The organism is Stenotrophomonas sp. 21LCFQ19, assembly GCF_056861425.1.
The window spans coordinates 1-3,536 of sequence record NZ_JBSPUF010000025.1; the positions used below are offsets into that span (position 1 = coordinate 1).

The following is a 3,536-nucleotide window of genomic DNA, read 5'->3' on the forward strand; positions in this document are numbered from 1 at the left end:
ACCGGGAACCCCCAGTGCCGAGCATGGCTCGGCACTACAATTGAAAAACCCCGGTTTTCCCGGGGTTTTTCATTGCAACAGCTACAACACCGCTACGCCGTCTTGTCCTTGATCGTGGTGCTGGGACCATTGCCCTTGACGCTGGTGATGCCGGCCTCGCGCGCGGCCTGCGAGGCATACATCTGGCTGCTGCCGATCACCTGGTGGTTGGCCGCTTTCAGATTGAAATGGTAGCGCCCGTCGCTGGCGGTCTTGCGCTCGTAATGCGCTTCATCCGGGCTGTTCTTCTGTACCGAAGCAATACCGTTCTCCGCGCCGGCGCGCGTGGTGTAACGCTCGCTGGTCAGGATGACCTCGGCGTTGCCTGCCTTGAGCACGAAATAGAACTGACCGTCGCTGCTCTTGTCCAACTCGTACCAACCTGCCATTGCAATACCCCGCTTGAGGATGATGCCGGCACGCTGCCGCCCTGCTACCGCCGCCGCATGCGTGGCTTTTGCCCGGATGACCGGACGTTGGAAGCCGCTAGCTGCCGCGGCTACAGGTGCGACTCTACCTCAATCTTCTGTCCGTTCCAGCCAGGCCAGCTTGCGCTCACGCGGCAGCTGCTTGATCTGCCATTCGGCGCGGGACGCGGCCGAGCGGTCGGCATAGGCGCGGCTGGCCAGCACCCGCAGCGGCGGGTGCGCGCGGGTATAACGCGCGCCCTTGCCGGCAACATGGGCCAGGAAACGGGCCTGCACATCGGTACTGATACCCGCGTAATAGCTGCCGTCATGGCACTCCAGCAGATACAGAAACCACAGCCCCTTCACCTGGCCCTGCCCCGGTTTACAGGCTGGCTGCGTCGGCAATCTTGCACAGACCTTCGCCAACCGCCTTGTTGGACGTCATCTGGCCACCCTTGATGCTGAAACGCACTTCGACGCGGACGCTGCCGTCAGGCTGGCGACGCACGGTGGTGCGCAACGGAACGGTTGAACCGCCACCCCCACGGACCGGATTCTCGGCGGCGATGTAGCCGGTGGTCTCGTTCGGGTAAACACCAACCATGCCTTCAGCTTCAATCGCGGCCACGGTCTTGGCGAACGCGTCGGCGTAGCTGACACCTTCGTGGTCGGTCGAGGCAAGGAACTGCTTGCCGCTGGTGAAACCACCGGCCACCGACAGGTTCTGCAGGCAGCCACTGCCCGAATCAAAAACTTCCTTCTTGGCCAGCGCCAGCGACGGGACCAGCATCATCGCCAATGCCACGGTGCACATACGGGTACGCATCAGTTCCTTCTCCATGGAGCGGTGATTCATAGGCTTCCTGCCGGAGACGGTGCTCCCCCTGTCTCCAAAGCAGGCGGGAGGCCTACCGCCTCCCGCCGCGTAAACTACTTGGACAGCCCGATGTGCGCCAGTGAAACTGTCACGGAATCCTCAGGCCGCCGCCTCCAGCTGGGCGCGGCGGCGCGCACGCACCGCCTCGGCCAGACGCTCCAGCACCTGCACGGTGCTGTCCCAATCGATGCAGCCGTCGGTGATGCTCTGGCCGTAGACCAGCGGCTGGCCTTCGACCAGGTCCTGGCGGCCGGCCACCAGATGGCTCTCGATCATCACCCCGACCACGCGCTGCTCGCCGGCTTCCAGCTGGCTGGCAATGTCATCGACCACCTTGGGCTGGTTCTCCGGCTTCTTGCTGCTGTTGGCGTGGCTGGCGTCGATCATCAACCGCGCAGGCAGCTGCGACTTGGCCAGCACATCGCTGGCGCCCTGCACGCTGGCGGCGTCGTAGTTCGGGGCCTTGCCGCCGCGCAGGATCACATGGCAATCCGGGTTGCCGCGCGTTGCCACGATGGCGGTACCGCCTTCCTTGGTCACCGACAGGAAGTGGTGCGGGTGCGAGGCCGCGCCGACCGCATCGGCAGCGATCTTCACATCGCCGGTGGTGCCGTTCTTGAAGCCAACCGGGCACGACAGGCCCGAGGCCAACTCGCGGTGCACCTGGCTTTCGGTGGTACGCGCACCAATCGCGCCCCAGGCCACCAGGTCGGCGATGTACTGCGGCGAGATCACGTCCAGGAACTCCACGCCGGCCGGCAGGCCGAGGCGGTTGATGTCACGCAGCAGGCCACGCGCAACGCGCAGGCCCTTGTTGATGTTGAAGCTGCCGTCCAGGTCCGGGTCATTGATCAGGCCCTTCCAGCCCACCGTGGTGCGCGGCTTCTCGAAGTACACGCGCATCACGATCTCAAGCTCGCCGGCCAGCGCATCGCGCAGCGGACGCAGGCGCTGGGCGTATTCCATCGCCGCCACCGGGTCATGGATCGAACACGGGCCCACCACAACTGCCAGGCGGTCGTCCTGACCGTGCAGGATGCGGTGCAACGAGGCACGGGCATCAGCCACGGTCTGTGAGGCTTCCTCGTCACAGGGCAGCAGCGCCAGCAGTTGTGCCGGCGAGGTCAGGGGTTCAAGTTTGCGGATGCGCAGATCGTCGGTATGGGGGGGCATGGGGGTCTCCAGTTCAAAGCGGTGAATGGTTTGGCCCCAGCGTGGCGGCATGAAAAAAGCCGCCAGGTTCGCTGGCGGCTTTTCGGGAATGCATCTGAAAGTTTCTTCAGGGTAAGCGCAGTCCTTCCTCCGCCAGCGGCTTGGGAAAGTAATACCAAAAGTAAAAGCTGGCGCGGGCTGCGTTCATGGGGAGCATTGATAACACGGTTTTTTGTGCGATGCGACAGTTTCAGCGGCAACAGACCGGGAGCGTCGACAGGTTCAGCCTTGGCGAGTGGGCAACAGCAGTTCGTCATTCGGCCTTTCAAGCAGCTGTTGAATCGATCAGCGACATCTGCCGGAGCTCAAATGAATGAGCCCGTTTGACACCTCGACTGCGCGCATATGAACCGTGGATTGCCGCAATGTGTGCGCTGCAATTGTTCATCCCGCGCGGAAATGCGCGTTCCACAGGTAGCTGGACAATCGGCTCGTCGTGGCAGCGATACTGACAACTGATTCAACGCACAAAGTCATTCCGATGAACGACACCAGTTCCGAACTGCTGCAGATTGCCTGCCCGCATTGCAACGCCGTAAACCGCGTCCCTGCCACTCGCCTGAGCCAGGCACCGTCATGCGGCCGCTGCCATCAGGCCTTGTTTTCCGCAGCGCCGATGGTCTTGAACGCGAGCGCGTTTGAAGCACACGCCAACCGTTCGCAGATTCCTTTGCTGGTGGATTTCTGGGCCAGCTGGTGCGGCCCGTGCCGGCAGATGGCACCGGAGTTCGCCAAGGCCGCCGTGCAGCTGGAGCCACGTATGCGCCTGGGCAAACTGGATACGGAAGCGGAGCCGGCCATCGCCACCCGCTATGCCATCCGCAGCATTCCGACGATGGTGCTGATCCAGGGCGGCCGCGAGATTGCGCGGCAGTCCGGCGCCATGCCAGCCAGCAGCATCGTGCAATGGGCGAGCAAGCACCTGTAGTGGGGGGGGGGGGGGGGGGGGGGGGGGGGGGGGCGGCGGCGGGGCGGGGGGGGGGGGGGCGGCCAGCAGG

General features: G+C 64.1%; 5 protein-coding genes. 1 reads left to right on the forward strand and 4 read right to left on the reverse strand.

Annotation, left to right across the window (positions count from 1 at the left end; translation table 11 throughout):
• Positions 1 to 92: 92 nt before the first annotated feature.
• The 4 genes from AC13FW_RS19690 to AC13FW_RS19705 form a co-directional block, all read right to left on the reverse strand.
• On the reverse strand, positions 93 to 428 hold the full coding sequence (locus tag AC13FW_RS19690; protein ID WP_282273201.1) for a YegP family protein: 336 nt from the start codon (positions 426 to 428) through the stop codon (positions 93 to 95).
• Positions 429 to 557: 129 nt separating this feature from the next.
• Entirely contained in the window at positions 558 to 815 is a 258-nt protein-coding gene (locus AC13FW_RS19695) for a GIY-YIG nuclease family protein (protein WP_482990206.1), read from the reverse strand.
• Between the two features lie 16 nt (positions 816 to 831).
• Positions 832 to 1,275 carry a hypothetical protein gene (locus AC13FW_RS19700; RefSeq protein ID WP_481545245.1) on the reverse strand — a complete coding sequence of 148 codons (444 nt, stop codon included), beginning with the start codon at positions 1,273 to 1,275 and terminating at the stop codon, positions 832 to 834.
• A gap of 150 nt (positions 1,276 to 1,425) precedes the next feature.
• Positions 1,426 to 2,499 (reverse strand): 3-deoxy-7-phosphoheptulonate synthase, encoded by a 1,074-nt coding sequence (locus tag AC13FW_RS19705; RefSeq protein ID WP_482990207.1) that lies wholly within the window; start codon positions 2,497 to 2,499, stop codon positions 1,426 to 1,428.
• Between the two features lie 520 nt (positions 2,500 to 3,019).
• On the opposite strand from AC13FW_RS19705, the gene trxC reads away from it, so the two are divergent.
• Positions 3,020 to 3,466 carry a thioredoxin TrxC gene (trxC, locus tag AC13FW_RS19710; RefSeq protein WP_482990208.1) on the forward strand — a complete coding sequence of 149 codons (447 nt, stop codon included), beginning with the start codon at positions 3,020 to 3,022 and terminating at the stop codon, positions 3,464 to 3,466.
• The last annotated feature ends 70 nt before the right edge of the window (positions 3,467 to 3,536 follow it).